We start from the raw sequence: 26089 nt of genomic DNA on the forward strand, positions 1-26089 counted from the left end.
AGCACTAAATCCCTTTTATTTTCCTTGGAAAGCTGTCTTGTGATCAATCATCCTAGAATTTTCCAACTCTTCCATATTCCAATTAATAATTATAAGTTATTAGCATCGAATGCAAGAGTTACAAGATACACAAGAATTTTGCGTTAAGCACATCAAGATTCCTGTGATGCAACCCGGGGTACAAAGAGATTTACTTGTAATATTAGGTTGTACAATGTTGTCCTGTTTTTTGACAACAATGTCCAAATCGAAATCATCCAACTTTGCCATTCTTCATTCCCTCCTTTCCATATGTTGATATCTATCATTAACTACTTGATGAAAGATGTATAAAGACATCATAGATTCCATCTTTTTTCACCAAGCAGTTAATGAGCAAGCTGAAAAACTCCTTTTTCACATTTAGAATAGATTGAAATTCTAAGGTTTTTCTAATGTGCCGGTATATATTTGGTTCATCACCAAAAGATGTACTTGCACCTGTCATGAAAGTATGTTAGCTGTTTCTAGCCGAACCCGCAGTGCAAAACGCTGGATATTTCGGTATCCGTATCCCCGACGTTTCATCAGCTTGATCTTGTTATTCGTTCCCTCCATCTTCCCATTCGAATAAGGAGACAATATGCATGAAATGATTTCATCTGTTCGTTTGACAAGTGCTTTTGCGATGGCACGAACAGCGGAACAAGGACAAAACAAGTATCGATGAATCCAAGCGTTCTGCCACTTCTGCACCGTTTGGCGTTCCTCCTCGGTGAGTTTCTCGGGGCACTGGGTCAAGAAGCGGCAAACATACCGAACATGCCCATGTTTCTTGCCCTCTTTTCCTAAGGATTTGCGGCATCGATCCAACGCTTCTGTAAACAACTGAATCACATGAAAATCATCGACCACATGCTTCGCTTCCGGACACATCCCTTGAATGGCTTTTTTCATCGCTGGAGCCAAATCGCTCACGACATACTGAACAGAATCAGACACATGAGCCAACGCACGTCCAATGGCTTCCTCGTTCTTTCCTGCTTCAATGGCATACACTTCTCCCGTTTCGGCATCCATGACCGCCACTCCGTAGTCATGTCCTTTTCGAAACGCAAACTCATCGACACAAACTGCCTTTGGTTGGATGTCATTCGATAGGAAGGAAGGGGCATGGGTATAAAACCAACGTTCAACGGTCGTGTAAGGAAGCTGGAGCATTCGAGCCACCGCCTGAATGGAGGTTCCGATGCAACATTGCGCTGCCCATTGCTGAAACGCATCCGTCGCTACACTTCGAGGGGAAATTCCGGGATAAGAAGTGCTGAATGTCATGCCACACGTGCCACAACGTCTACGCTCCACAGGGAGTTCCACCCAAAAGATGCCGATCCGTTGAGCATACCCATGCATCCATTGCTTCTTTTTGCCTGTCATTTTGATCGTACGCTTCAAGCAGACAGGACATAACGGGCATTGTTCGGTGGGAGAAAGTTCGAAAATCCAACGTTCTTCTTCTTTTCGCACCTTTTGAATCAAAACATCTGGTAAATCGATGAGTTCTTTGATAAACTGAGCGTACATGCGAATTTTCCTCCAATGGGTTGGCTTGGTCACCTTTACCATACAGGAAAATTCGCATTTTTTGTACCCTCTATTTTCTCTATGCATACCTATCTTAAAATCTCAAGTACAACTTGTGGTGAAGAGCCAAAAATTTCGAACAGAAGATTTTATCCATGCTTATACAAAATCATTGACCCGTGATGCTAGTGGAACGCTGCGTTCAACTAGCATCACTATATGCAACTTAAATGCTATCATACGCGTAAGAAAGATCTCGGGCCAAGGCGATGCGGTTTCTATCAAGGAAGCGGGGGTGATGCCCGCTGCCCGTCGTGTATTCGCTGGCCTCCGCACGATCGTTGCCAGCCAGCTCTCAGGATGCTGCTTTGCGTGCCGGAATTGCGCAAAAGTGAAAGCCGTGAACAATGGGAAGGAGAAGAACGGTTTGCTCCGCAAATCAAAAAAGAGCGCCCTGTTTTTTCGCTTAGGACACTCTTTATATTTTCTAAATGTTTCCTATATCCGCTTCGCTACTTCTACTTCACCCCCACCGTCTGGCTTTGGCGAATGGCTTGGCGCAAGTCGTCCAAAATATCGTCGATCGCTTCGGTGCCGACAGACAGACGCACAAGGCCTGGGGTGACGCCGGCGGACAGCTGTTCTTCCGGGGTCAGCTGCTCATGCGTCGTGCTGGCTGGGTGGATGATGAGCGATTTCGAATCGCCGATGTTGGCCAAATGCGAGAACAGCTTCACCGAGTCGATCAATTTTTTCCCGGCTTCGACGCCGCCTTTGATTTCAAACGTGACGATCGCGCCCTGCCCATTCGGCAAATACTTTTTCGCCAGTTCATGCGACGGATGGCTCGGAAGCCCTGGGTAGTTGACCGATTCGACGGCTTCTTCCTCTTCTAAAAACTTAGCAACAGCGAGCGCATTTTCGCTATGACGCTGCATCCGCAAGTGAAGCGTCTCTAATCCTTGCAAAAGCAAAAACGCATTAAACGGCGACAGTGCCGCTCCTAAGTCGCGCAAGAGCTGAATGCGTGCTTTCGTGATGTACGCCGCTTCGCCGACGGCGTCCACATACACCAACCCGTGGTAGCTTGGGTCTGGCTCGGTGAACTCCGGAAACTTGCCGCTCCCTTTCCAGTCGAACTTGCCGCTGTCCACAATCACACCGCCGATCGAATTGCCGTGCCCGCCGATGAACTTCGTCGCTGAGTGGACGACGATATCGGCGCCGAATTCAATCGGCCGCAATAAGTATGGACTGGCCACCGTGTTGTCGACGATGAGCGGAATGGCATGGCGATGGGCGATGTCGGCCACCGCTTCGATGTCGAGCACATCGTTTTTCGGGTTGCCGATCGTTTCCGCAAACAACGCTTTCGTTTTGTCGGTGATCGCCCGCTCAAAGTTTTCCGGATCGGACGGATCGACAAACTTCACCGTAATGCCGAACTTGCGCAGCGTATGGGCGAACAAGTTGTACGTTCCGCCGTAAATGGACGACGACGAGACGATTTCATCGCCCGCCGAGGCGATGTTGATGATCGAATAAAACACCGCCGCCTGCCCCGATGACAGCGCAAGCGCTCCAATGCCGCCTTCAAGCGCCGCGATCCGTTTTTCCAAGACATCGTTTGTCGGGTTCATAATGCGCGTGTAAATAAACCCTTCCTCTTTCAAGCCAAACAAATTGGCCGCATGCTCGCTGTCGCGGAATACATACGAGCTTGTTTGGTAAATCGGCACCGCCCGCGCGCCCGTTTCCGCATCCGGTTTTTGCCCGGCGTGGATGGCGAGCGTCTCCGGGCGGAAAGTTTGTTCATTGCTCATCGTTTCCTCTCCCCTCTTTGACCCTTCGAGATTTCATATCCTACTAAATCAATTGGTTTTTTCTTATAAAAAATCTATCATTCGATCACAACGTTTGTCAATTGTATTTTTTTAATAGTGCAAAAATTTTTATTGAAAACAGAGCCTGCCGGTGGGCAGGCCTCCTATTGTTTCATTATCGTTTTCCAATTTCCTCTACTAACAGCTTATTGACAAGCGGCGGATTCGCTTGTCCTTTCGTCGCTTTCATCACTTGGCCGACAAGGAAGCCGAGCGCGCGGTCTTTGCCGTTTTTATAGTCTTCGACCGACTGCGGGTTGGCGTCGAGCACTTCGAGCACAATTTTGCGCAACGCTCCTTCGTCGGAAATTTGCACGAGCCCTTTTTCTTTGACGATTTTCTCTGGGTCGCCGCCGTGTTCGACGAGTTCTTTGAACACTTTTTTCGCGATTTTCGACGAAATCGTGCCGTTTTGGATGAGTTTGATCATCCCAGCCAAACTTTCCGGCGTCAACGCGATGTCATGGAGCTCTTTTTGCTCGGCGTTTAAGTACCCGGATACTTCGACCATGAGCCAGTTCGACGCCAGTTTCGGATCGGCGCCGTTTGCGACCGTTGCTTCGAAGAAATCCGCCATTTCTTTGGTCAGCGTCAGCACTTTGGCGTCGTATTCCGGCAAGCCCCACTCCTCGATATACCGCTTCCGGCGGGCGTCAGGCAGCTCCGGAATCGAGGCGCGGACACGCTCTTTCCATTCGTCGTCAATATAGAGCATGACCAAGTCCGGCTCCGGGAAGTAGCGGTAGTCTTCCGATCCTTCTTTGACGCGCATGAGGACGGTCGTTTTCGTCGCTTCGTCAAAGCGCCGCGTTTCTTGGCGGATGACGCCGCCTGAAAGCAAAATTTTCTCCTGCCGCTTCGCTTCGTATTCCAACCCCATGCGGACGAAGTTGAACGAGTTGAGGTTTTTCAATTCCGTTTTTGTGCCGAACTTGTCCGAACCGAGCGGGCGAAGCGAAATATTGGCGTCGCAGCGAAGCGACCCTTCTTCCATTTTGCAGTCGGAAACGCCGGTATATTGGATGATCGCTTTTAATTTTTCCAAGTAGGCGTACGCTTCTTCCGGCGAGCGGATGTCTGGCTCGGAGACGATCTCAATGAGCGGCGTCCCTTGACGGTTAAAATCCACGAGCGAATAGCCGTCGCCCGTATGCGTCAGCTTGCCGGCGTCTTCTTCGAGATGGATGCGGGTGATGCCGATTTTTTTCTTTTTTCCGTTTACTTCAATTTCAATCCAGCCATTTCGGCCAAGCGGCTGATCGTATTGCGAAATTTGGTACGCTTTCGGGTTGTCCGGATAAAAGTAGTTTTTGCGGTCGAATTTCGTCTCGGTCGCGATTTCGCAGTTTAACGCCATCGCCGCTTTCATCGCAAACTCGACCGCCTGTCGGTTCAACACCGGCAGCACGCCTGGATACCCTAAGTCAATGACGTTCGTTTGCGTGTTCGGGGGCGCGCCGAACGCGTTCGGGCTGCTGGAGAAAATTTTCGATTTCGTTTTCAGCTCGACGTGCACCTCAAGTCCGATGACCGTTTCAAAGTTCATCACCTAACCTCCCTTACAACACCGGTTTTTGCTTATGGTAGTCGGTCGCTTGTTCAAAAGCGTGGGCGACGCGGTAGACGGTGCTTTCATCAAAGTGCTTGCCGATAATTTGCAAGCCGACCGGCAAGCCATCAACAAAGCCGCACGGCACAGAAATCGCCGGTACACCCGCAAGGTTGACTGGAATCGTTAAAATGTCGTTCATGTACATCGTCAGCGGATCACTCGTTTTCTCGCCGATTTTAAACGCCGGCGTCGGCGTTGTCGGGCCGATGATGACGTCATATCGTTCAAATACGTTTTCGAAGTCGCGCTTGATCAACGTCCGAACTTTTTGCGCTTTTTTGTAATACGCATCGTAATAGCCCGAGCTTAACGCGAACGTCCCGAGCATAATGCGGCGCTTGACCTCCGCCCCAAACCCTTCGCTTCGCGTCAGTTTATACATATCGATCAAGTTTTTCGCGTTGTCCGTCCGATAGCCGTAGCGGACGCCGTCAAAGCGAGCCAAGTTCGCTGATGCCTCGGACGAAGCGAGCAAATAGTACGTCGCCAAGGCGTATTTTGAATGCGGCAGCGACACTTCTTCCCACGCCGCGCCAAGCTTCTCAAGCACGGCAAGCGCCGCAAGCACTGACTGGCGCACGCCTTCATCGACGCCTTCACCTAAATATTCTTTCGGCACAGCGATTTTCAACCCTTTGATATCGCCCGTTAACGCCTCCACATAGTTCGGCACTGGAATGTTCGCTGAAGTCGAATCCATCGGGTCGACGCCCGCGATCGCTTGCAATACATACGCGTTGTCTTCGACCGTGCGCGTAATCGGGCCGATTTGGTCAAGCGACGAGGCAAACGCGACGAGGCCAAAGCGCGAGACGCGTCCGTACGTCGGCTTCAAGCCAACAACCCCGCAAAACGCTGCCGGCTGGCGGATCGAACCGCCCGTATCAGAACCTAAAGCAAACGGCACTTCGCCGGCCGCCACCGCCGCCGCCGAACCGCCGCTCGAGCCGCCCGGAACGCGCTCTAAGTCCCACGGGTTGCGCGTCAGCTGAAACCCGGAGTTTTCCGTCGACGAGCCCATGGCGAACTCGTCCATGTTCAACTTCCCGATCGTGATCGTCCCTGCGGCATTCAACCGCTCCATGACAGTGGCGTCGTAAATCGGGTCAAAGTTGTACAAAATTTTGCTGGCGCATGTCGTACGCAGCCCTTTTGTGACGATGTTGTCTTTAATGCCGATCGGCAAGCCGAACAGCGGGTTCGTTTCTTCGCCTTTGGCGAGCTGGTTATCCAACTCTTTCGCTTTCGCCCGCGCCTGTTCTTCATTTAATGTTAAAAACGCTTGCACTTTCTCTTCCACTTCATCGATGCGGCGGTACGATTCGTCGACTAAATCGGAAATCGACACTTCTTTTTTCTTCAGCAACGTATGTAATTCTGACACGGAATGGTCAAAAAGCGACATAAATCCCCCTCCTTACTCTAAAATGGCCGGCACACGGAACTGGCCGTCTTGCTGATCTGGCGCGTTTTTCAACACTTCTTCGCGCGGCAGCCCCGGTTCTGGAATATCCTCGCGCATCACGTTTCTCATATCAAGCACGTGCGAAGTCGGCGGAACGTTCTCCGTATCCAATTCATTCAGCTGCTCAGCAAACGTAATAATCGCATCGAGCTGTTTCGTAAACATCTCGGCCTCTTCATCCGTAATCGCCAACCGCGCCAAATCGGCGACATGTTTCACTTGGTCAATGGAAATTCGCGACATAGTTTCACCTCCAACGAGTTCGACCTATCACAATACCATGATGATACCAAACTTTTATCCAATGAAGCAACCGTTGCCACGTGTTCTGGGCGAGAATCAATCTATATATTCACGATGCAAATGAATACAACGTTCCATAACATCTCCCAATAGCGAAGGCAGGCGTGAAACCGGGAGGATTTGATGTTTGATGTAGGAATATTTCGTTTTCCTGAACAGCGCACGATGGGATGGCACACGCATGAGTAAACGGTTGATGGGAGGAAAAGGACGAGCTCCTATTTTAGACACAGGAAGGAATCGCTCGTGACGCCTTTTTTTATTCAAAGAAATACGATAAAATGAAAGCACAAGGAGGGAAATTGCATGTCGCTGCCAAATCAAAATCATCCATGGACGTATGCAGATTACGTAAACTTCCCTGAGGAAAAACGATATGAGGGAACTGACGGCATCCTATTTATGACTCCTTCACCTACACCAAGACATCAACGTATCGTGACAGCTTTGTCAGCACAGTTTTTCGACTTTCTACAACATTCCTCGTGTGAAGTATTTGTCGCACCGATCGATGTATGTTTATTCGCAACAAAAGATACTCCTCTTCATGACATTAAAGATTGGTATATTCCCGATTTAATTGTTGTTTGTGACAAACAAAAAATTGGTGATGAGCGAATTTATGGGGCGCCTGATCTTATCGTAGAAATTCTTTCTCCATCTACCGCCAAACACGACCGCATTACGAAATTTCACAAGTACGAACAAGCCGGTGTCAGAGAATACTGGATTGTCGATCCGGTTCATGAGACCGTCGAAAAATATGCGTTGCAAGATCAAAAGTTTCACCAAGTGCAAGTGCACTATAAAGATGAAACGATTTACCCTCATATTTTTCCCAAGCTCTTCATCTCATTGCCAAAAGTATTTGCTTCCATGTGAACATCTCATATTTTGGATGTTTCTGACAAAAATCAAGAGGATTGTTGGGCATCGATATGGAATAAACCGTTGACAAACAAGGAATGTGAAGGAGTTTGTCCGCCATGGATGTTCAAATTTTCTCGATTGACAGTAACGAACATATGTACTATAATGGCCATAACAGACGAAAAAGGGGGTATCATGACGATGAGTGACGCTTTGCTCGCCCAAGTGCTTGATCGTCTGAACACCATGGACGGCACACTGCAAAAGCTCGTAGAAGGCCAAGAGCGGCTCGAGCGGGAACAAATCGCCATTCGTCAAGAACAAGAAGAAATTCGAAAAGAGCAACAAGAAATTCGGAGAGAACAGCAAGAAATCCGAAAAGAACAGCAAGAAATCCGAAAAGAACAACAGGAAATCCGTTTGGAACAACAGCGTCTGCGTCAAGAACAAGATTCGCTTCGCGCTGGGCAAACGGAATTGAACGGCATCGTGGCTGCTCTCCTCCACCGGCAAGATGAAACAGACGCCAAACTGGAAGCTCTCGCCGCTGACGTCCACCAGCTTCACCGGGAATTTTCCTCATTGAAACAAACGGTGGACCGCCTCGAACAAAAAATGGACTCCCGTTACGAACAATTGTCCGCCCAAATCGAAGACATCAAGCTCGACTTGAATTTCATCGCCCACCGCACCGTCGACAACGAACGAATCATTTACAGATCAGCGAGCGAGAAAGCCCACTCCTTGAGGGGTGGGATGAAAGCGAGCCGTTTTCTTCATAATTGAATGATGATGAAAGTTTATCGAAGACGACACAGACGGCGCGTTTCGCTATCCGTTTTTCATTCAGTGGGGTGACCGTGATGATGTACGGATGAACGAGCTGGCGCCGCTCATGAGACACCCGATTGGCTCTGTTTCGCTCTCGTCAATTAGCCTCTACACCCTCGATCTGCAGCGGGCGGCCAACGGCTATCGCCGGCTGTTTGACTTGCCCGAACCCGATGTCGGGCGCGATGAGGCGGGAGCATACGCGGAGCTCGCTGTCGGCGGCATTGCGATTCGGTTCTATGAGGCTGACCGCCGTCATCCATCGACGCGCCCGTTTTCGTGCCGGCTTGTGGGCGTGCAGGAGCAGCGCCGCATCGAAATCGAGGGCGCCGCGTACATCATATCTGGCCCTTGACGGCCATTGTATTCCCACATACTGTGCGCCCCTCGCGCTAGGCGCCGCGCCAGCCCTTGGCGAATGTATTCTCACATACTCCCCTTTGCCGCGGAATAAGATGGAATAACCGCACCTTTATCCTCGCGCGGTGAAAACGGCAAAGGGGGAGTCCAACCGTGTCCCATCCGTATGTTTCTCCAAAACTTTCAATGGAAACGATGATCTCAATTATTCGCCACGGCTTAAAGAAAACCGCGGCGCCTCAACATATCATCATCATCGGCGCCGGGATGGCCGGGCTTGTCGCGGCGTCATTGCTAAAGCAGGCGGGCCATCGCGTCACCATTTTAGAAGCAGCTGAGCGGGTCGGCGGCCGCATCTACACGCTCCGCTCCAACTTTCGCGACGACCAGTATCTCGAAGCCGGCGCGATGCGCATTCCCCACACCCATCCATTGACGTTGGAATACATCAAAAAATTCAACTTGCCGCTTCATCCGTTTATCAACAGCACCCAGCGCGACATTCTATATTTCCGCGGCGTGAAGGCGCGTCTTGGTGAATATGAGCGGCATCCCGGCCTCTTTGGCTTTCCGGTCGCCCCGCACGAACAGGGCAAAACCGCTTCCCAATTATTGCAAATGGCGATTCGTCCGGTCGTTCAATTCATTGAGCAAAATCCGGAACAACATTGGCCGATCGTCATCGAACAACTCGACCGCTACTCGCTTGACTCGTATTTGCGTTACAACCCGTTCGGCCTGTCGTTGTCCGTCGGCGCCATCGATATGATCAAAGCCGTTCTTTCGCTCGGAGGATTGCCAGAACTGTCGTTTTTGGAAATGCTGCGTGAATTGATGGTGCTGTTTACCCCGAACATCCGTTTTTACGAAATCGTCGGCGGAAACGACCGGCTTCCAAAAGCCTTTTTGCCGCAGCTGAAAGATGATATCCTTTTCAGCCACAAAGTGCAAAAAATCGTCCAGGATCCCAACGGCGTCACCATCCATGCCACGCACACCAAAATTCTTCAACCGTTTCAAGTCACCGCCGATCGAGCAATCGTCACCATCCCATTTTCGATTTTGCAGTTTGTCGACATCGAACCCCGCCATTCATTTTCCGAAAACAAATGGAAAGCCATTCGTGAACTTCATTATGCCGGTTCGACGAAAACGGGCATCCAGTTTAAAACGCGGTTTTGGGAAAAGGAAGGCATGTTTGGGGGCAGAACCGTTTCCGATCTGCCGATTACGTATACACAATATCCGAGCCAAGGCATTGGCACCACGGGGCCAGGCGTCGTACTGGCGAGCTATACGTGGGAAGATGACACCATTCCTTGGGACAGCTTGGGTGATGAAGAGCGACTGGAATATACGCTGAAAAATTTAGCGATCCTCCATGGAGAGCAAGTGTACCGTGAATTTGAAACCGGAACAAGCCATAGTTGGGTGCGCTATCCGTACTCCGGCGGCGCCTTCACGATGATGAAGCCGAATCAAGTGACAGAGCTGTCGCCATACATTGCGTCTCCTGAGGGACGAGTGCATTTTGCCGGGGAACATGCTTCCACCCACCACGGTTGGATTCAAGGCGCCATTGAATCCGGCATTCGCGTCGCCCATGAAGTGAACAATGCACAGGCTTGACGAACCACTGGCAACCGGCACCATCGTTTGGATTGGCCATGAACGATCAAATGCACCGTCATGATCGCATAAAAAGACCTCCTGTCATCGCCGTTGACGATGATGACGGAACAGGCTCATCCGCTCATACAGCGTCAGAACGTCTTCGGCGCTGACAATTAGCTTGAGGTCTTCCGGCGCGGCAAATCCGTTTTCGACCGTATGCCGAAGCAAATGAAGAAGGGGGTCGAAAAACCCGTCCACGTTGAGCAGGCCGATCGGTTTTTGGTGGAGGCCGACGCGCGACCATGAGAGCACTTCAAACAGCTCTTCATACGTCCCGTACCCTCCTGGCAGGGCGATAAACCCGTCGGCCGACTCATACATTTTCGCTTTGCGGGTATGCATTGTATCGACGACCAACAGTTCGCTCAACCGATTATGCGCCACTTCCCGTTCCTTCAAAAATTGCGGAATGATCCCAACCACGCGCCCTTGATGACGCAGCGCCGCCTCAGCAACCTCTCCCATCAAGCCCCGTGTCCCTCCGCCGTAAATGAGCGTAATGCCGCTTCGGGCTAAAAACGTTCCGAGCGCTTTCGCCGCTTCCTTATATCTCCCATCGTTTCCATTGCTTGATCCGCAAAACACGCAAATCGCCTTCAAGTCTCACACCCGCCTCCTGCCATAACCTGTTGCTCGTTTTGCATCCGTTTTCGAGTGCTGCGCTCATTTTCCTACCGTCATTATACAATGCTCTTCCTGTTCTTTCCACCATCGTTCGGACGGCCTTTTCGCGCAAAAAAGGGCCGCTGCTGCAGCCCTTTCCGCTTCCTTCATTTTTGGAGAATCAAATGTTCGGATCACTCCGTTCGCCGTATCCCAAATAACGCGATGATGCCGACCTTATTGATAAATATGCACAAACGGCTCGTCTGCTTTCGCCTGGCGCACGATGAGGCTTTCCGGCTGGCCGGCTGAGGCGATGTAGACATTAACGGTGATGTAGTCCGGGAATTTTTCCATCACCAAGCCGGTCACGTATTGGGTAAAGCCGATTACTTCCGCTTTGCCGTAAAACGGCATTGTAATGTTGATCGTTAACTTCTGAAGCTGATCGTTGACGTACAATCCTCTGCCGACGATGCCGGTGTAGTTCGGGAAAAAGTCTTCAACGTCTGATTTAAAATTATTGAATTTGAGCCAGTCATCGCGATGGTTCTTTTCCGCCTCATCGGACGGGAATAAATAATATTCCTCGTTCACCGCTTCCCAATCATCGATCGTGGCGCTTCCTTCGTCAACATGGGTGACCGCGAAAAAGTGGCCCGGAATCACGGACGAGCGCGGCGCCTGTTTGTACAAGGCGATCGTGATCGGCACATTGCCGAGCCCTTTGATATTTCGCAGCCGCTTCAACACCTCGGCGGCGATCCGCTTTCCTTCCCGTTCGATGACATCGTCTTTGATTTTGACCTCGCGCGGATAGCCTTGCTCGGTCGAATAATAGTGGACGGAGTTTAACGCCAGGCCGATGGCAATGCCGCCGAGCTTTACTTTGTCGTTGTCGACTTTGACCAAATAATCATGTTCCAAAATGCTAGCCAAATAAATCGGGCTTTGTTTGTTTTTTTGTTCATTTGTTCCCGTGTCGCCAATCGGTGGGTTTAAGCCGAGATTGTCTTCCGGCTTCATTTTCTCTTCCTTCAGCTGGCGATCCGTCTTCTTGCGAGCGAGCCATTTTCCGACTGTCTCGCTGTCTAAATATTGCCCTTCTTGGAACAAGTACTCATCCGACGGAAACTGCTCAGTGGCCAAGCGCATGAGCCCCGTCTCAAATTCGTCGACATCAAGGCGCGTATTTACATCATTGACGACCTCCCCACGGGCCCCGGACGGTTTGAACGGAAGGATGACGCGGTAATACGAGTCGGCAATGTTGTATTTCGGAATGACGGCTTCTTGCTGTTTGCTGCCTTTGTCTTGCACGACTTCCTCATTTTTGTCAAACTTCGGCGCGCACGCAGACAACAAACAAATCGAAGCGAGGCCGACAGCGGCCAACCGCTTTCGGGCCCGATTCGTCCAACGGCAGGCAACCAAACTGCGAAGTAGTGAGATTTGTTTCATCGTTTCCCCCTGTTGATCTCTTGCAAAAATTGTGATTCGTCCCAAATCTCAATGCCAAGCTGCTGGGCTTTCTCCAGCTTCGATCCGGCGTCCTCACCGGCGATGACGATGTCGGTGCTGCGGCTGACGCTGCCGGTGACGCGCCCTCCGAGCCGTTCAATCTCTTCTTTTGCCTCATTGCGCGACATCGACGCGAGTTTGCCGGTCAAGACGACCGTTTTGCCGGCGAAGGCGGAGTCAGCAGGCGCTTCAGCCACCCGCTTCGGCCCTTTGTATGCCATGTTGACGCCATAAAGCCGCAGCTCCTGAAGCAGCTCGGCCGCTTCTGGCTGGGAAAAGAAAGCGATGATCGAGTCCGCCATTTTCTCGCCAATTTCCGGCACGGCCACCAACTCCTCTTTCGTCGCCCGTTCGAGCCGCTCCATCGTTTCAAAATGTTCGGCGAGCAGTTGAGCCGCCTTCGCTCCGACGTAGCGGATGCCAAGACCGAACAACAACCGCTCGAGCGAGTTTTGCTTCGACGCTTCAATGGCCGCAAGCAGGTTGGCGGCCGACTTTTCGCCCATCCGTTCCAAACCGATGAGCTGTTCTTTCGTCAGCCGATATAAATCGGCGACATCGTGGACAAGGCCGGCGTTAAACAGTTGGGTGACGACTTTTTCGCCCAACCCTTCAATGTTCATCGCCGCCCTTGAGGCGAAATGAATGAGCCGTTCACGCAGCTGGGCCGGGCAGTTCGGGTTTAAGCAACGGAGCGCCACTTCTCCGTCCAAGCGGACGAGTTCGCTTTCGCATTCCGGACAATGCGTCGGCATGACAAACGGCGTTTCATCCCCGTCGCGCCGGTCGGCGACGACGCCGACCACTTCCGGGATGATGTCGCCCGCTTTTTTAATGATGACCGCATCGCCGATGCGAATGTCTTTTTCCCGTATAAAATCTTCATTGTGAAGAGTGGCGCGCTGCACGGTCGTGCCAGCGACGCGGACCGGCTCTAGGATCGCGGTCGGCGTCACGACACCCGTGCGTCCGACGTTCACCTCAATGCCGATGAGCGTCGTCACCACTTCCTCGGCTGGGAACTTGCAGGCAATCGCCCAGCGCGGGCTTTTCGCCGTTGCGCCAAGTTCCCGCTGTTGGGCGAACGAATCAACCTTGATGACGATGCCGTCGATCTCATACGGCAGCTGCGGCCGTTTTTCGTGCCACTCACTGATAAAGGCGATCACCTCATCGATATTGGCGCAGCGCCGCCGCTCGGGATTCACTTTAAACCCAAGCTCCTGTAGGTAGTCGAGCGCCTCGCTGTGCGACGCGATGCCAAGCTCTTCGGCATTGGCCAAACCATAAACGAACAAATCGAGCTGGCGCGACGCCGCCACTTTCGGGTCGAGCTGGCGGAGCGAGCCAGCCGCCGCGTTGCGCGGGTTGGCAAACAGCTCCTCGCCGCGGGCTTTTCGCTCCTCATTCAAGCGCAAAAACGACGCTTTCGGCATAAACGCTTCGCCTCGCGCCTCCAGCGACACCGGTTCTTTCAGACGGAGAGGCAGCGAGCGGATCGTTTTCAAATTTTCTGTAATGTCCTCGCCCGTCGTTCCGTCGCCGCGCGTCGCTCCTTGCACGAAATAGCCGTCTTCATAGCGGACCGAGACGGCGAGGCCGTCGATTTTCAACTCGCATACGTACGCCGCTTCGCCGACTTCCTGGCGGACGCGGCGGTCAAAATCGCGCAAGTCGCCTTCGCCAAACGCGTTCGCGAGACTCATCATCGGAACGCGATGCGTCACTTTGCGAAACGCCTCAAGCGGCGGGCCGCCGATGCGCTGAGTCGGCGAATCGCTCGTTTTGAGCTCCGGATACTGTTCCTCAATGGCGATGAGCTCTTGCATAAGCCGGTCATACTCGGCATCCGGAACAGACGGGCGGTCAAGCACATAATATTCGTACCCGTAGCGGTTCAACAGTTCGCGCAGCTCGGCCGCGCGCCGTTCGGCTTGTTGGCGATCCATACGTTCACCCGTTCTCCTTTCTTACACTTTCTCAATCGGCGCAAATTTAGCGAGCAGACGTTTAATGCCGATCGGGCTCGGGAAGGCGATATCGAGTTCTTGGTCGTTGCCTTCGCCGCGGACACTGACAACCGTACCGATTCCCCATTTCCGGTGGTTCGCCCGGTCGCCGACTTTCCACGGTCCAACGGCGCCGCTTGCCTGCGGACGCGAAACGGCCGGACGGGAGGCGGCCGCTTGGCGGCGCGAGGCTGTCTCCAGCAAATGCGCGGGAATCTCCTCTAAAAAGCGCGACGGCGGGTTCATTTGGATGTTGCCAAACAGCGTCCGCATTTGTGCGCTCGTCAGCACAAGTTCTTCCTCCGCGCGGGTGATGCCAACGTACGCCAGGCGCCGTTCTTCTTCCATCTCATCATCATCCTCGAGAGAGCGGTTGTGCGGGAAAATGCCTTCCTCCATGCCGATCAAAAACACGACTGGAAACTCGAGCCCTTTGGCGGCATGCAACGTCATCAACATGACGGCATCTCCTTCAGCGGCCTGTTCCGTCCCGTTCAGCTCGTCCAAATCAGAAATGAGCGCCAAATCGGTTAAAAAGGCGATGAGCGATTTATCGTCGCTCACATTTTCAAAATGCTTTGTCACCGACAAAAACTCGTCCAAGTTCTCGAGCCGGCTTTGCGCTTCAATCGTCCGCTCCGCCTTGAGCATCTCGCGGTAGCCCGATTGGTCGAGCACCTCTTCCACCAGTTCCGTCACCGAAACGTATTCTTGCAGCTGCGTCCATTGTTCAAGTTGTCCGCGAAACGCGGCGAGCGCACCGGCCGTTTTCGCACTGAAACCGACCATCTCCAGCTCGCCGAGCGCCTCAAACAAGGACAGCTCATGCTCGGCCGCATAGCGGACCAATTTGTCGATCGTCGAAGCGCCGATGCCGCGCTTTGGCACGTTGATGATGCGAAGCAAGCTCAAATCGTCATCGGGGTTGGCGATGACGCGCAAGTAAGCAAGAATGTCTTTAATTTCTTTTCGGTCATAGAACTTTAAGCCGCCGACGATTTGGTACGGAATGTTCGCTTTTAAAAACATTTCCTCGATGACGCGCGACTGGGCGTTCGTCCGATAAAGCACGGCAAAATCGCGGTAGCGGCGCTCCCCGCTCTCAACCGCCTCTTGAATGCGGCGGGCGACAAATTGCGCTTCGTCCACCTCGTTCATCGCTTCATAATAGACGATCGGCTTCCCTTCCGGGTTTTCCGTCCACAACCGCTTTGGCTTTCGATTGACATTATGCGCAATGACTTCATTGGCCGCCTGCAAAATGCGTTTCGTCGAGCGGTAGTTCTGTTCAAGCAAAATGACTTTCGCGTTCGGGTAGTCGCGCTCAAACGATAAAATGTTGCGAATGTCCGCCCCGCGCCACCGGTAAATCGACTGGTCGGCATCGCCGACGGCGCAAATATTTTGGAACCGCTCTGTGAGCTTTTTCACCAGCGTATATTGAGCGCGGTTCGTATCCTGGTACTCATCGATATGGATGTACTGGAACTTATACTGGTAATATTGAAGCACATCCGGCACGCGGTCAAACAAGTGGATCGTCGTCATGATCAAATCGTCGAAATCGAGCGAATGATTGCGGAGAAGACGCTGTTGATACTCTTGATACACGTCGCCAACGATCTTTTCGTAGTACGTCGATGCCCGCTTCGCGAATTGCTCGGGCGTGAGCAAATCGTTTTTCGCCCCGCTGATCGTCGCTAAAATCGTCCGCGGCTCAAATTTTTTTGGATCGATATTTTTGTCTTTCAAAATCGCTTTGATGACCGAAAGCTGATCCGTCGGGTCAAGGATGGAAAAATTGCGATTGATGCCGATGCGGTCAATGTCGCGGCGCAATATGCGGACGCACATCGAATGGAACGTTGAAATCCACACGTCTTCCGCCGCCCCGCCTAAGAGCGCCTGCACCCGCTCCCTCATCTCACGCGCCGCTTTGTTCGTAAACGTAATGGCTAAAATATTCCACGGCGCCACCTGTTTTTCCGCCATCAAATAGGCAATCCGGTGCGTCAGCACGCGCGTTTTTCCGCTGCCCGCTCCCGCCATGATGAGCAATGGGCCTTCTGTCGTTTTAACGGCTTCTTGCTGCTCTTTGTTTAAATGGGCGAGCAGCTGTTCCGATAAAAAGTTCATTGTTTTCACCACCAATACACCATATGTTCTATTTCGCCTCATTCGCCCGCTTTACGGCGTCCACGGTCAGCAGCGCCTGTTCAAACGATTCGTAAATCGCGTTGCCGACGACAACAGTATCCGCCCAGCGCGCCATCTCGGCTGCCTGCTCCGGTGTGGTGATGCCGCCGCCGTAAAACAGCTGCGTCTCGCTGAGCGCCTGCTTCACTTTTTCCACCAAGGCGGGGTCGCCGTATATGCCGCTGTATTCAAGATAAAAGATCGGCAGCTTGTACAAATGTTGAGCGAGGCGGACGTAGGCCACAACGTCATCTTCACTCAGTCCGGCGTCGGCTTCGGTGAGCTTCGCCGCCTTGCATTCCGGGTTTAAAATGCAATACCCTTCAGCGAAAATCTCATCCCAGTTCATGACATCGCCGTATTGTTTCACCGCCTCGTGATGACGGCCGATGATCCACTCCGCCTGCCGGCTGTTTAACACGATCGGAACCAAATATACGTCAAATCCCGGCGTCAGCGCTTCGACGTCGGTGACTTCGAGCGCGCATGGCACCGAAAAACGGCGGATGCGAGCCAATAAATCCAGCACGTTGTCGATGGTCACCCCGTCGGTTCCGCCGACGATGACGGCATCCGTTCCCGACTCGCAAAGGCGCTCAAGGCGCTCATCATCGATCGATTTATTCGGGTCGAGTTTAAACACATGGCGCCAAGCGCGAATCTCCTCCATAGCGGTAACCCTCCACTCATTTCTCCATTGTTCCATTATAACAAATCCGCAAAAAGAAAAGGAGTTCCTTTGCAAATGGAAGGAATCTCCTTGCCGCATCAGTCTGTGACCGCTTCGTTGGCTTCTTTCTCTTCTTGCTGTTGCTCCTCTTTAATGCGATCGAGCGCCATGGCGTAAGCATCATTGCCGTAGTTGAGGCAGCGCTTGACGCGCGAAATCGTCGCCGTGCTCGCCCCCGTTTCCGTTTCGATTTTATGGTACGTATATCCTTCGCGCAACATGCGGGCAACCTCAAGCCGCTGGGCGAGCGCCTGGATTTCATTCACGGTGCATAAATCATCAAAAAAACGATAACACTCTTCTAAATCGCGCAGCGATAAAATCGCTTTAAATAATTGATCCAACTCTCTGCCGCGCAGTTTGTCAATTTGCATAGCTGCTTCCTCCTTGCGTTTTGGCGGGAAAATGTTGTAGCCAACCAATCTGCGAATCCACCGCCCCTTGCCTTGCAACGGACAAAGCAGAGGGACGCTATTTCCATTGAACGATCTCCAAGTTGGGCACGATATTGATCCAGGTCTTGCCCGGCACAAATCCGATCGGAGCCCCGTTATGGTACGGCAACAGCCGGCCGTCGACGTTTTTCCATTCAATCGGCTGGATGACGCCGTTTTGCAACAAGTAGCCTTGACCGCCGGACGTAAGGTCAATGTCGCGCCGCCCGTGGCTGTCGATCACTTGATGGCGGGTGGCGATGATCATGACGTTTTGCACGACAACCGGATCGCCCGTATCGTAATCGATCGTCTGCTCGCCGCCGCTGTACCGGTAATACCCCTTTTGTTCCGAAACATATTGGTATTCGACCTGGGCATAGGCGCGATGCGAATAGGCGATGTGAACCGTCTCGACCTTCTTGCCTCTCGGCTCATCGGTGCGAAACGATAGCGGGGCAACGTTGTCCGTCCAAGCATACCCGTTTTGTTTCGCTCCTTTTTCGATGTTGGCGAATGAAATGTATGAGTTGTGCGGCGCCCTGCGGAACGAGACACGCTGAAACAGCGTGCCGTCGTAAAACAATCCGTTCAAATAGTCGATTCCGCCTCCCTCAAGACGCACTTTCGCCTCCGGACTCCAGCCGTGGCATACATACAGGGCATGGTAGCCTTCACTCAAGTCAATATAGTAATCACGCGCGCTTCGCACCGGTCCGACCCGCTCCGGCCGTTCGCTTTGGTAAAGCGCCAAAAAGCGGGTGATATCGCCCTCGGCGAGCACCTCATACACGATATCCGCCTTGCTTAATCCCGACTGTGGGCGCGCCTTCGGGTGGTTGTTGATCATCACGCCGACAACCCGTTGATGGATGTTCCCTTTCGCCGGCAGCCCCGTCAGCGGGAATGTTTGTTTTTCCTCCGCCGGAGGCTTGGACGGCTGCTCCTGCCGAGGAGCCGGTTCGGCCTGCTTCGGCTCGCTTTTGGTCGTGCAGCCGCCTAACAACAATGCCGCGCAACTGACAGCGAACAGCCAATGTTTCAATGGACACACAACCTTTTCTTTTTTATTTTACCGCATTATCGAAGGAAAGAGTACCGTTTTGTGCATGACATCATAAATCCCGCGTTGCGTAACGCGCACATACGGCAGGTGGGTTGACTGCAAAAAAAGCAGCGAATACACTGGGTCTTCGAATGGATATCCGCGCTCGCGCAGCAAACGGACGAACGTTTTTTCTTCCTTCATCAGTTCGTTCATCTCCACAGAGGACATCATGCCGCCCAACGGAAGCGGAAGTTCAAACAAAACGTCCCCTCCTTCAGCAAGAACAATGCCGCCGCCGATCTCGTTCATCCGTCGGAAGGCAAGCATCATATCTTCCTTATGCTTGCCGATCAAAATCAAATCTCCAGTGTTCGAGTAAGAGCTCGCCAGCCCGCCAAGCGCCGATGAAAAACCTTTTAACATCGTATTGACGCGCCAGCGCCCGTTTCGGTCAAGCAGCACTAAAAAACATTCATCATGATCATGACCTAAACGATCGCGCGACGTATCAATCGACACGGAATACGGTTTTAAAATGACGGCGTTTTCCATGCGCAGCCCCATCGGCATCGAAAATTGCAAATCATCCCAGTCAAGCTCCCACGACAACGACAGCGGCCGAATGCCGAACCGAGACCATTCTGGCGTCGGCCAGAGAGGCGGCGCTTCTCCATCACGCTTCACCCATTCACCTTTGGCGAGCACTTGCGCCGGCGTCGGATCGTGAGCCGAGCGCAAAAAGTTGATATGAGCGATGCGGCCGGTGGCAATGCTGCCGTGAAGATGCTCGATGCCGTAGTGGCGAGCGGCGTTGATTGTCGCCATCGCATAGGCGTCGATCACCGGCACGCCATGCTCGATCGCGATGCGGATCAGCCAATCGATCACCCCATTCTCATAAAACGCCGGCGGCGAGCCATCCGTCGTCAACAAGCATTTATCATAATGCCGGATGCCAAGCGCTTTCATCTCTTCAAGCAGCACCGGCAAATCGGGGCGAATCGAGGAATGCCGAAGCGCGACGGTATAGCCGTGCCAAAGGCGCATGTGCACTTCCTTTCCCGTCATGGCCTCATGATCGCCATCTGCGCCAAAGAGCGCCATCTTGACAAGCGTCTTTTCCGACGCCCCCGGAAAATGCCCTTCAATTTTGCGGCGCCGCCGATGCGCTTCTTGCATCCAATACAAGATGATGTCATCGCCGCTCGCCACTTTTGGCCATGAGGTCAACTCACCGCCTTGAAGCACCGCCTCTTGGTCAAGCCAGCGCTTGATCCGAGCATTGGACACTTGTTCCTCTTCGCGCTCGAGCTCCGTCTGCCCATCAAACCGGCACCACCAATACATCGATGTTGGAAGCGCATTCATTTCTTGTAAAAGGAAAAGCGCCTCTTCATCATCGAGCTGCAAAAGCAAAAACAAGTTATCGTTGAGGAGCGTTGTTGTTCCGTGCGCCGCTGCATAACGGGCAAATGAATGGGGATTATATAATTGAAATGGATGGACATGCGGCTCGATGTAGCCGGGAACGAGCACATATCCACGGCAGTCGACGATTTCACACGCCTCGTCGACCTGATCAGGAAGATGCTCTCCGGCATACACGATGCGATCGCCATGGATCCATATGTTTCCTTTTACCCATTCACGAAAATACGAATGCAAATACGTCGCGTTCACTAATACTTTTGTCGGTGATTGTTTGCCGTCGATGATGGCTGCTTGTTCCCGCAGCTCACTGCCTTTCCATCGGTAACGTTGTTCGCCCATTGACACCCCGTCCCTTGTTTCCTAATCGTTCCATACAACCATTCTAACGCACAAAAGCGACTTTCACAATAAAAAATATAAGGAGGGGACAGACCGATGGCGAATATCGGCATTGTGAACGCATTCATTCGCATCACGGTTGGCCTGACTCTCATCGCCTGGGCCACCGCCCGCCTAGCTCGGCGGCCTTGGTGCACATCCTATTTGTGGGCCGCTTTGCTTGGGGCGATGAAAGTCGGAGAAGGGATCACCCGTTTTTGTCCGATGACCGCCCTGTTTGACAATATGCAGCGCCGACAGCTGCTTGAAGAGGAAAAGGAAGCGGTCGTCAATCCGACATGAGGGAGGACATCCGTCCGACGTTGCACACCGCTTTTGCTGATGTCTTCCATTCCACCGTCATTCGGCAACATTTTTCGCATCGTGAGTGATGCGTGCTGTTGCGGTATCGAAGCGGCCAATGAAGAGTGCCAACTGTCAACGAAAGAGAAGAAAGCAACATGATTCGCGGCTTGGCATTGTGGACTAGCCAAACATCATCAAAAAAGGTGTCCCATACTTGGGACACCTTCGACTACAAAGGAGTGAACCACCATGCTGCTCGAGTATATGACCGATATGTCGTTCGTATTGGCCTCGTTAATCGGCGGCATTATCGCCCTTTCATACGTGTATATGCGGCGGAGGCGCGTTCGATAGCGCGCCGACCGATGTCGCGCCGGTAAAATAACCCGTCGCAGTCGATCGCGGCCAACTGCTCGTACGCTCTTTCCTTCGCTTTTGCGAGCGTCTCCCCTTTGGCTGCTAACAGGAGAACGCGTCCGCCATTGGTGTACCATGCGCCGCCTTCTCGTTTGGTGCCAGCATGGAACAACAACGCATCAGGGGAGATTCGGTCCAACCCGCGGATTTCGGCCCCGCGCTCGTAAGCCCCGGGGTAACCTTTCGCTGCCAGCACGACACCGAGCACCGCCTCGTCCGTCCATTCAAGCGCCAACTCTTTTCCATCCATCACCGCCAAGATCGCTTCCACCAAATCGGTCTTCAGACGCGGCAGCACGACTTGCGCTTCCGGATCGCCAAAACGGGCGTTGAATTCGATCACTTTCGGCCCGGCTGCCGTTTCGATCAGCCCGGCATACAGCACGCCGGTAAACGGCCGGCCTTCAGCCACCAACGCTTTGGCGGCCGGGCGCAAAATCACCTCCAGCGCCGTTTCGACCGTCCCCGCCGACAGCTGCGGCACTGGCGAATACGCTCCCATCCCGCCGGTGTTGGGCCCCTCATCCCCGTCATACGCCCGCTTATGGTCTTGAGCGATGGCGAGCGGATACACCTTCTCGCCGTTGACGAACGCCATAAACGAAAATTCTTCCCCTTCTAAATACTCCTCGATCACGACTTGACGGCCGGCTGTGCCGAATTGTCCGTCGACAAGCGCCGCCTTCGCCGCGGCCAGCGCGTCTTCCACCGTTTGGGCGACGGTGACGCCTTTTCCAGCGGCCAATCCGTCCGCTTTCACGACGATCGGCGCGCCTTTTTGTTCAATGTACGCTTTCGCCTCTTCGTACGACGTAAAGGTCACATGGTCCGCCGTTGGGATTCCGTATTTCTTCATTAGTTCCTTCGCAAACGCTTTGCTTCCTTCAATCAGCGCCGCTGCTTGACTCGGACCGAAAATAGGCAGCCCCTCGGCCAGAAACCGATCGACGATGCCGGCGGCAAGCGGCGCTTCCGGTCCGACGATCGTCAAACCGATCGCGTGTTGCTTGGCAAACCGCACAAGCGCGTCGATATCGAGCTCATCGATGTCGACGAGTTCCGCCACTTCCCCGATGCCCGGATTGCCCGGTGCCGCATACAGCTTGCCCACAAGCGGGCTTTGCGCCGCTTTCCAGGCGATGGCGTGCTCGCGCCCGCCTCGTCCGATGACCAGTACATTCATCGTCTCCCTCTCCTTTGCCACGCTTAATGTTTAAAGTGGCGCACGCCGGTGAAGACCATGGCGATGCCGTATTCATCCGCTTTGCGGATCGAATCGGCGTCGCGAATCGAGCCGCCCGGCTGAATGATTGCGGTAATGCCAGCTTTTGCTGCTGCTTCAACCGTGTCGTCCATCGGGAAGAACGCATCGGACGCCAACACAGCGCCAATCGCCTGCTCCCCGGCTTGTTCAATGGCAATGTTGGCCGCGCCGACTCGGTTCATTTGCCCGGCGCCAACGCCGACCGTCATCCCGTTTTTGGCGAGTACAATCGCATTCGATTTCACATGTTTGACAACCTTCCAAGCAAATCGAAGCTGTTCGCGCTCCGCCTCGGTCGGCTCGCGTTTCGTGACGACCTTCCATTCGGCGTCTTCAAGCGTATACCTATCGGCCTCTTGCACAAGCAAGCCGCCATTGACGGAAACGAGCGTTTTTTCCTTAACGTCCGGCGCAGCAAAATCAAGCGTCAACAAGCGGATGTTTTTCTTTTTCGTCAAAATGGCGAGCGCCTCGTCGCTGAACGATGGGGCGATGACGATTTCCAAAAAGATGTCATGCATCCGTTCGGCTGTTTCTTTGTCCACTTCCCGGTTGACGGCGATAATGCCGCCGAAAATCGAGACCGGATCGGCCTCGTACGCTTTCGTAAATGCCTCAAGAAGCGTTGCACCGACCCCGACGCCGCACGGGTTCATATGTTTGATCGCCGCTGCGGCTGGCTCTTGAAATTCGCGAATGAGGTTGATGGCCGCATTGGCGTCGTTGATGTTGTTGTACGACAGCTCTTTTCCGTGCAGCTGTGCCGCTTTGGCAATCGAGAACGCCGCACCGAGCGGTTTGGCGTAAAACGCCGCCGATTGATGCGGATTTTCACCATAGCGCAACGACTGTTTTTTCGTGTAGGTGACGGTGAGCGTTTCCGGGTACTCCTCGCCGGTGAGACCGGTCAAATATTCGGCGATCATCGCATCATACGCCGCCGTATGGCGGAACGCTTTCGCCGCCAGCTGCTGCCGTGTCTTTGCTTGGATCGAACCGGTTGTTTTCAGCTCTTCGATCACCATTGGATAGTCGGCTGGATCAACGACAATCGCGACATCAGCATAGTTTTTCGCCGCCGCCCGCACCATCGTCGGGCCGCCGATATCGATGTTTTCAATCGCCTCCGCGAGCGTCACGTTCGGTTTGGCGATCGTTTGCTGGAACGGATACAAATTGACGACGACCAAATCGATCGGGCGAATGCCATGCTCCTCAAGCGCTGCTTGGTGGCGCTCATCGCTGCGCACCGCCAAAATGCCGCCATGGATGGCTGGATGCAATGTTTTGACGCGCCCGTCCAAAATTTCCGGAAACCCGGTGACATCGGAGATCGAAATGACCGGAACGCCGGCCTCTTCAAGCGCCCGTTTCGTCCCGCCGGTCGAAATGATATCAATGCCAAGTTCCGCCAGCTGCTTCGCAAACGGAATGATGCCTTCCTTATTGGACACGCTGATCAATGCTCGTTTCACTGCCATCATTCTCGATCCTTTCTTCTTGTTGTACCTCATCTTCGGCTAACAGCATGCGCAACACCGCTGGATACAGCTCATGTTCAACTTGATGGATGCGCGCCTCAAGCGCCTCGATCGGCTCGCCGGGCACGATCGGGACGGCGCGCTGGGCGATGACCGGACCGGTATCCATCCCTTCATCAACATAATGGACGGTGACGCCTGTTTCCAAAACGCCCGCCCGGTACGCCTGGCCGATCGCATCTTTGCCCGGAAACGCCGGCAGCAGCGACGGATGAATGTTGACGATTTTCCCTTCATAGGCGGAAAGCAACGTCGGCCCGATCAAACGCATATAGCCGGCGAGCGCAATCCAGTCGATGCGCCGCTCCTTCAGCTCGCGCAAAATTTCGCTTTCAAACGCCGCCTTCGATGGATACTCTTTCGGCGAAAACACGAACGCCGGCACGTTTTCGCGCGCCGCCCGTTCAATGACTTTCGCCCCCGGGCGGTCGCACACCAAAAGCGCCACACGAGCCGGCAAATCGCCGCGTTTGGTCGCGTCCACGATCGCTTGAAAATTCGTGCCGCTTCCGGACGCAAAGACCGCGAGCCGTTTCATGCGCCGCTCCCCCTGACAAACGACACGCCTGCTCCTTCGGCCACTTCGCCGATGATGTACGCCGGTTCGCCTCGTTCCGAAAGCCACTCAACAAGAGGCGCCGCCGTTTCCGGACTGACCGCCATCACAAGGCCGATGCCCATATTAAAGACGGAAAACATCTCTTCTTCCTCAAGCCCCCCGTTTTGGCGCAACAAGTCAAAAATCGGCAACACTGGCCATGAGCCGCGCTCAATGCGCGCACCAAGCCCAGAAGGCAGCATGCGCGGAATGTTTTCGATCAATCCACCGCCGGTAATATGCGCCATCCCTTTGATCGTAAACCGCTCGCGTACAGAGCGCAACAGTTTCGCATAAATGCGCGTCGGCTTCAATAACTCTTCGCCGAGCGGAACAGCAAGCGGCTCGTAAATCTCATCAAGCGACAATTTCGCCTGTTCAAACACGATGCGGCGCACGAGCGAGTAGCCGTTGCTGTGAAGACCGCTTGAAGGCAGGCCGACAAGCGCATCGCCTGCTTGAATCGTTTGCCCGGTCACCAATCGGTCTTTTTCCGCAACGCCGACCGCAAACCCTGCCAAATCATACTCATTTTCATCATACATCCCCGGCATTTCCGCTGTTTCCCCGCCGATCAAGGCGCAGCCGGCCTCCACGCAGCCGTCAGCCACCCCTTTGACGATGGCGGCGATTTTCTCCGGCACCGCCTTGCCGCAGGCGATATAGTCAAGGAAAAAGAGCGGCTCCGCTCCTTGGACAAGAATATCGTTGACACACATAGCGACACAGTCAATGCCGATCGTATCATGCCGGTCAAGCAAAAACGCTAGTTTCAACTTCGTTCCGACACCGTCCGTGCCGGAGACAAGCACCGGCTGGCGGTAACCAAGCGCGGATAGATCAAACAAGCCGCCAAACCCGCCGATCCCGCCCAGCACTTCGGGACGCATCGTTTTTTGCACGTGCTCTTTCATGAGGGCGACGGCCTGATAACCAGCCTCGATGTCGACCCCTGCTTGTTTGTATGCCTTTGCCACGTCAACTCCTCCTTTTCGCCGCCCATCACGTTCAGGACGCCAGGCGACCTCATGTTGCGCAGCGTTTCTCTCGCG

At 53.4% G+C, this 26089-nt stretch carries 23 protein-coding genes and 1 pseudogene; 6 read left to right on the forward strand and 18 right to left on the reverse strand.

Features of this window, described 5'->3' with window-relative positions:
• Nucleotides 1-99: 99 nt before the first annotated feature.
• The 6 genes from B9L19_RS16925 to gatC all read right to left on the reverse strand — a co-directional run bounded on the left by B9L19_RS16925 (nucleotide 100) and on the right by gatC (nucleotide 6766).
• Nucleotides 100-270 (reverse strand): gallidermin/nisin family lantibiotic, encoded by a 171-nt coding sequence (locus B9L19_RS16925; RefSeq protein WP_011229795.1) that lies wholly within the window; start codon nucleotides 268-270, stop codon nucleotides 100-102.
• Between the two features lie 213 nt (nucleotides 271-483).
• On the reverse strand, nucleotides 484-1563 hold the full coding sequence (locus B9L19_RS16930) for an ISL3 family transposase (RefSeq protein ID WP_011229794.1): 1080 nt from the start codon (nucleotides 1561-1563) through the stop codon (nucleotides 484-486).
• Nucleotides 1564-2081: 518 nt separating this feature from the next.
• The gene (locus B9L19_RS16940) at nucleotides 2082-3386 is read right to left on the reverse strand and encodes a homocysteine synthase (RefSeq protein WP_011229793.1); all 1305 of its coding nucleotides are present in this window, start codon (nucleotides 3384-3386) and stop codon (nucleotides 2082-2084) included.
• Between the two features lie 175 nt (nucleotides 3387-3561).
• Nucleotides 3562-4992, reverse strand: a complete 1431-nt coding sequence (gene gatB / locus B9L19_RS16945; RefSeq protein ID WP_011229792.1) for an Asp-tRNA(Asn)/Glu-tRNA(Gln) amidotransferase subunit GatB — start codon at nucleotides 4990-4992, stop codon at nucleotides 3562-3564.
• Nucleotides 4993-5005: 13 nt separating this feature from the next.
• Nucleotides 5006-6463 carry an Asp-tRNA(Asn)/Glu-tRNA(Gln) amidotransferase subunit GatA gene (gatA, locus tag B9L19_RS16950; RefSeq protein WP_011229791.1) on the reverse strand — a complete coding sequence of 486 codons (1458 nt, stop codon included), beginning with the start codon at nucleotides 6461-6463 and terminating at the stop codon, nucleotides 5006-5008.
• A gap of 12 nt (nucleotides 6464-6475) precedes the next feature.
• Nucleotides 6476-6766 carry an Asp-tRNA(Asn)/Glu-tRNA(Gln) amidotransferase subunit GatC gene (gatC, locus tag B9L19_RS16955; protein ID WP_014194780.1) on the reverse strand — a complete coding sequence of 97 codons (291 nt, stop codon included), beginning with the start codon at nucleotides 6764-6766 and terminating at the stop codon, nucleotides 6476-6478.
• 366 nt (nucleotides 6767-7132) lie between these two features.
• On the opposite strand from gatC, the gene B9L19_RS16960 reads away from it, so the two are divergent.
• The 4 genes and pseudogenes from B9L19_RS16960 (at nucleotide 7133) to B9L19_RS16975 (ending at nucleotide 10516) form a co-directional block, all read left to right on the forward strand.
• Nucleotides 7133-7708, forward strand: a complete 576-nt coding sequence (locus B9L19_RS16960) for a Uma2 family endonuclease (protein ID WP_025948722.1) — start codon at nucleotides 7133-7135, stop codon at nucleotides 7706-7708.
• Between the two features lie 183 nt (nucleotides 7709-7891).
• The gene (locus B9L19_RS16965; protein ID WP_241771929.1) at nucleotides 7892-8482 is read left to right on the forward strand and encodes a hypothetical protein; all 591 of its coding nucleotides are present in this window, start codon (nucleotides 7892-7894) and stop codon (nucleotides 8480-8482) included.
• Nucleotides 8483-8495: 13 nt separating this feature from the next.
• Nucleotides 8496-8882 (forward strand): annotated as a pseudogene (locus B9L19_RS16970) (VOC family protein); the annotation flags it as partial.
• A gap of 158 nt (nucleotides 8883-9040) precedes the next feature.
• Nucleotides 9041-10516, forward strand: a complete 1476-nt coding sequence (locus B9L19_RS16975) for a flavin monoamine oxidase family protein (protein ID WP_025948719.1) — start codon at nucleotides 9041-9043, stop codon at nucleotides 10514-10516.
• Nucleotides 10517-10600: 84 nt separating this feature from the next.
• Here the strand turns inward: B9L19_RS16975 and B9L19_RS16980 are convergent, their stop codons facing one another.
• The 8 genes from B9L19_RS16980 to B9L19_RS17015 all read right to left on the reverse strand — a co-directional run bounded on the left by B9L19_RS16980 (nucleotide 10601) and on the right by B9L19_RS17015 (nucleotide 20872).
• Nucleotides 10601-11161 carry an LOG family protein gene (locus tag B9L19_RS16980; RefSeq protein ID WP_025948718.1) on the reverse strand — a complete coding sequence of 187 codons (561 nt, stop codon included), beginning with the start codon at nucleotides 11159-11161 and terminating at the stop codon, nucleotides 10601-10603.
• A 240-nt stretch (nucleotides 11162-11401) separates the two neighbouring features.
• Nucleotides 11402-12625, reverse strand: coding sequence for a CamS family sex pheromone protein (locus B9L19_RS16985; protein WP_025948717.1), 1224 nt, complete (start codon nucleotides 12623-12625; stop codon nucleotides 11402-11404).
• Nucleotides 12622-14634, reverse strand: a complete 2013-nt coding sequence (ligA, locus tag B9L19_RS16990; protein WP_047752368.1) for an NAD-dependent DNA ligase LigA — start codon at nucleotides 14632-14634, stop codon at nucleotides 12622-12624. The genes B9L19_RS16985 and ligA overlap by 4 nt, the downstream gene beginning before the upstream one ends.
• Nucleotides 14635-14655: 21 nt before the next feature.
• Nucleotides 14656-16830 (reverse strand): DNA helicase PcrA, encoded by a 2175-nt coding sequence (gene pcrA, locus B9L19_RS16995; protein ID WP_025948715.1) that lies wholly within the window; start codon nucleotides 16828-16830, stop codon nucleotides 14656-14658.
• Between the two features lie 28 nt (nucleotides 16831-16858).
• On the reverse strand, nucleotides 16859-17560 hold the full coding sequence (gene pcrB / locus B9L19_RS17000; RefSeq protein ID WP_047752369.1) for a heptaprenylglyceryl phosphate synthase: 702 nt from the start codon (nucleotides 17558-17560) through the stop codon (nucleotides 16859-16861).
• Between the two features lie 98 nt (nucleotides 17561-17658).
• A complete protein-coding gene (locus tag B9L19_RS17005; protein ID WP_011229782.1) occupies nucleotides 17659-17994 on the reverse strand; it encodes a YerC/YecD family TrpR-related protein in 336 nt (111 codons plus the stop codon).
• A gap of 97 nt (nucleotides 17995-18091) precedes the next feature.
• Nucleotides 18092-19099: a DUF3048 domain-containing protein gene (locus B9L19_RS17010; RefSeq protein WP_025948713.1), complete on the reverse strand. Its 1008-nt coding sequence runs from the start codon at nucleotides 19097-19099 to the stop codon at nucleotides 18092-18094.
• Between the two features lie 27 nt (nucleotides 19100-19126).
• Nucleotides 19127-20872 carry an adenine deaminase C-terminal domain-containing protein gene (locus B9L19_RS17015; protein WP_047752370.1) on the reverse strand — a complete coding sequence of 582 codons (1746 nt, stop codon included), beginning with the start codon at nucleotides 20870-20872 and terminating at the stop codon, nucleotides 19127-19129.
• Nucleotides 20873-20968: 96 nt separating this feature from the next.
• Between B9L19_RS17015 and B9L19_RS17020 the strand changes: the two genes are divergently transcribed.
• Together B9L19_RS17020 and B9L19_RS19700 are read left to right on the forward strand one after the other, a co-directional pair.
• Nucleotides 20969-21214, forward strand: a complete 246-nt coding sequence (locus tag B9L19_RS17020) for a YgaP family membrane protein (RefSeq protein ID WP_047752371.1) — start codon at nucleotides 20969-20971, stop codon at nucleotides 21212-21214.
• A gap of 252 nt (nucleotides 21215-21466) precedes the next feature.
• Nucleotides 21467-21571 (forward strand): EYxxD motif small membrane protein, encoded by a 105-nt coding sequence (locus tag B9L19_RS19700; RefSeq protein WP_341864948.1) that lies wholly within the window; start codon nucleotides 21467-21469, stop codon nucleotides 21569-21571.
• Here the strand turns inward: B9L19_RS19700 and purD are convergent.
• From purD to purM, 4 genes are read right to left on the reverse strand one after another with little or no spacing between them, the layout of a single operon-like run.
• The gene (purD, locus tag B9L19_RS17025; protein WP_047752372.1) at nucleotides 21525-22817 is read right to left on the reverse strand and encodes a phosphoribosylamine--glycine ligase; all 1293 of its coding nucleotides are present in this window, start codon (nucleotides 22815-22817) and stop codon (nucleotides 21525-21527) included. The two genes, B9L19_RS19700 and purD, sit on opposite strands and share 47 nt — an antisense overlap.
• A gap of 23 nt (nucleotides 22818-22840) precedes the next feature.
• Complete coding sequence (purH, locus tag B9L19_RS17030) at nucleotides 22841-24379, reverse strand: bifunctional phosphoribosylaminoimidazolecarboxamide formyltransferase/IMP cyclohydrolase (protein WP_047752373.1); 1539 nt, start codon at nucleotides 24377-24379, stop codon at nucleotides 22841-22843.
• A complete protein-coding gene (purN, locus tag B9L19_RS17035) occupies nucleotides 24342-24977 on the reverse strand; it encodes a phosphoribosylglycinamide formyltransferase (protein WP_025948708.1) in 636 nt (211 codons plus the stop codon). Before purN ends, purH begins: the two co-directional genes overlap by 38 nt.
• Entirely contained in the window at nucleotides 24974-26014 is a 1041-nt protein-coding gene (gene purM, locus B9L19_RS17040) for a phosphoribosylformylglycinamidine cyclo-ligase (RefSeq protein ID WP_025948707.1), read from the reverse strand. Before purM ends, purN begins: the two co-directional genes overlap by 4 nt.
• Nucleotides 26015-26089 lie beyond the last annotated feature (75 nt).

Origin of the sequence: Geobacillus thermocatenulatus (assembly GCF_002217655.1) — a bacterium.
In the GTDB taxonomy this organism is placed as follows: Bacteria; Bacillota; Bacilli; order Bacillales; family Anoxybacillaceae; genus Geobacillus; species Geobacillus thermocatenulatus.

Coding starts and splice junctions, on each gene's coding strand:
- purD (WP_047752372.1), bottom strand. CDS start 22,817: ATGAATGTACTGGTCATCGGACGAGGCGGGCGCGAGCACGCCATCGCC.
- B9L19_RS17005 (WP_011229782.1), bottom strand. CDS start 17,994: ATGCAAATTGACAAACTGCGCGGCAGAGAGTTGGATCAATTATTTAAA.
- B9L19_RS17020 (WP_047752371.1), top strand. CDS start 20,969: ATGGCGAATATCGGCATTGTGAACGCATTCATTCGCATCACGGTTGGC.
- pcrA (WP_025948715.1), bottom strand. CDS start 16,830: ATGAACTTTTTATCGGAACAGCTGCTCGCCCATTTAAACAAAGAGCAG.
- gatA (WP_011229791.1), bottom strand. CDS start 6,463: ATGTCGCTTTTTGACCATTCCGTGTCAGAATTACATACGTTGCTGAAG.
- pcrB (WP_047752369.1), bottom strand. CDS start 17,560: ATGGAGGAGATTCGCGCTTGGCGCCATGTGTTTAAACTCGACCCGAAT.
- B9L19_RS16930 (WP_011229794.1), bottom strand. CDS start 1,563: ATGTACGCTCAGTTTATCAAAGAACTCATCGATTTACCAGATGTTTTG.
- B9L19_RS16925 (WP_011229795.1), bottom strand. CDS start 270: ATGGCAAAGTTGGATGATTTCGATTTGGACATTGTTGTCAAAAAACAG.
- B9L19_RS16965 (WP_241771929.1), top strand. CDS start 7,892: ATGACGATGAGTGACGCTTTGCTCGCCCAAGTGCTTGATCGTCTGAAC.
- gatB (WP_011229792.1), bottom strand. CDS start 4,992: ATGAACTTTGAAACGGTCATCGGACTTGAGGTGCACGTCGAGCTGAAA.
- B9L19_RS19700 (WP_341864948.1), top strand. CDS start 21,467: ATGCTGCTCGAGTATATGACCGATATGTCGTTCGTATTGGCCTCGTTA.
- purN (WP_025948708.1), bottom strand. CDS start 24,977: ATGAAACGGCTCGCGGTCTTTGCGTCCGGAAGCGGCACGAATTTTCAA.
- B9L19_RS16940 (WP_011229793.1), bottom strand. CDS start 3,386: ATGAGCAATGAACAAACTTTCCGCCCGGAGACGCTCGCCATCCACGCC.
- B9L19_RS16985 (WP_025948717.1), bottom strand. CDS start 12,625: ATGAAACAAATCTCACTACTTCGCAGTTTGGTTGCCTGCCGTTGGACG.
- B9L19_RS16960 (WP_025948722.1), top strand. CDS start 7,133: ATGTCGCTGCCAAATCAAAATCATCCATGGACGTATGCAGATTACGTA.
- ligA (WP_047752368.1), bottom strand. CDS start 14,634: ATGGATCGCCAACAAGCCGAACGGCGCGCGGCCGAGCTGCGCGAACTG.
- purH (WP_047752373.1), bottom strand. CDS start 24,379: ATGGCAGTGAAACGAGCATTGATCAGCGTGTCCAATAAGGAAGGCATC.
- B9L19_RS17015 (WP_047752370.1), bottom strand. CDS start 20,872: ATGGGCGAACAACGTTACCGATGGAAAGGCAGTGAGCTGCGGGAACAA.
- gatC (WP_014194780.1), bottom strand. CDS start 6,766: ATGTCGCGAATTTCCATTGACCAAGTGAAACATGTCGCCGATTTGGCG.